The organism is Neobacillus cucumis (genome assembly GCF_016908975.1).
Lineage (GTDB): Bacteria > Bacillota > Bacilli > Bacillales > Cytobacillaceae > Neobacillus > Neobacillus cucumis.
Genome location: NZ_JAFBEX010000062.1, coordinates 1 through 1,369 on the forward strand (window position 1 = coordinate 1; position 1,369 = coordinate 1,369).

At 54.2% G+C, this 1,369-nt stretch carries 1 rRNA gene; it reads left to right on the forward strand.

Going from position 1 to position 1,369, the window contains the following annotated elements:
- A 23S ribosomal RNA gene (locus tag JOC76_RS29710) occupies positions 1 to 1,369 on the forward strand; the annotation flags it as partial.

Sequence of the window (1,369 nt, forward strand, 5' to 3'; positions counted from 1 at the left end):
GAGCTGTGATGCCGAGGGAATTATAGTACCGAAGTTCCTGATTCCACACTGCCAAGAAAAGCCTCTAGCAAGATAAAAGGTGCCCGTACCGCAAACCGACACAGGTAGGCGAGGAGAGAATCCTAAGGTGAGCGAGAGAACTCTCGTTAAGGAACTCGGCAAAATGACCCCGTAACTTCGGGAGAAGGGGTGCTTTTTAGGGTGCATAGCCCTGAAGAGCCGCAGTGAATAGGCCCAGGCGACTGTTTAGCAAAAACACAGGTCTCTGCGAAGCCGCAAGGCGAAGTATAGGGGCTGACGCCTGCCCGGTGCTGGAAGGTTAAGAGGAGGGGTTAGCTCACGCGAAGCTCTGAATCGAAGCCCCAGTAAACGGCGGCCGTAACTATAACGGTCCTAAGGTAGCGAAATTCCTTGTCGGGTAAGTTCCGACCCGCACGAAAGGCGTAACGATCTGGGCACTGTCTCAACGAGAGACTCGGTGAAATTATAGTACCTGTGAAGATGCAGGTTACCCGCGACAGGACGGAAAGACCCCGTGGAGCTTTACTGTAGCCTGATATTGAATTTTGGTACAGCTTGTACAGGATAGGTAGGAGCCTGAGAAGCCGGAGCGCCAGCTTCGGTGGAGGCGTCGGTGGGATACTACCCTGGCTGTATTGAAATTCTAACCCGCACCCCTTATCGGGGTGGGAGACAGTGTCAGGTGGGCAGTTTGACTGGGGCGGTCGCCTCCTAAAGAGTAACGGAGGCGCCCAAAGGTTCCCTCAGAATGGTTGGAAATCATTCGTAGAGTGTAAAGGCACAAGGGAGCTTGACTGCGAGACCTACAAGTCGAGCAGGGACGAAAGTCGGGCTTAGTGATCCGGTGGTTCCGCATGGAAGGGCCATCGCTCAACGGATAAAAGCTACCCCGGGGATAACAGGCTTATCTCCCCCAAGAGTCCACATCGACGGGGAGGTTTGGCACCTCGATGTCGGCTCATCGCATCCTGGGGCTGTAGTCGGTCCCAAGGGTTGGGCTGTTCGCCCATTAAAGCGGTACGCGAGCTGGGTTCAGAACGTCGTGAGACAGTTCGGTCCCTATCCGTCGTGGGCGCAGGAAATTTGAGAGGAGCTGTCCTTAGTACGAGAGGACCGGGATGGACGCACCGCTGGTGTACCAGTTGTCTTGCCAAAGGCATCGCTGGGTAGCTATGTGCGGACGGGATAAGTGCTGAAAGCATCTAAGCATGAAGCCCCCCTCAAGATGAGATTTCCCATAGCGTCAAGCTAGTAAGATCCCTGAAAGATGATCAGGTTGATAGGTCAGAGGTGGAAGCGTGGTGACATGTGGAGCTGACTGATACTAATCGATCGAGGACTTAACCAA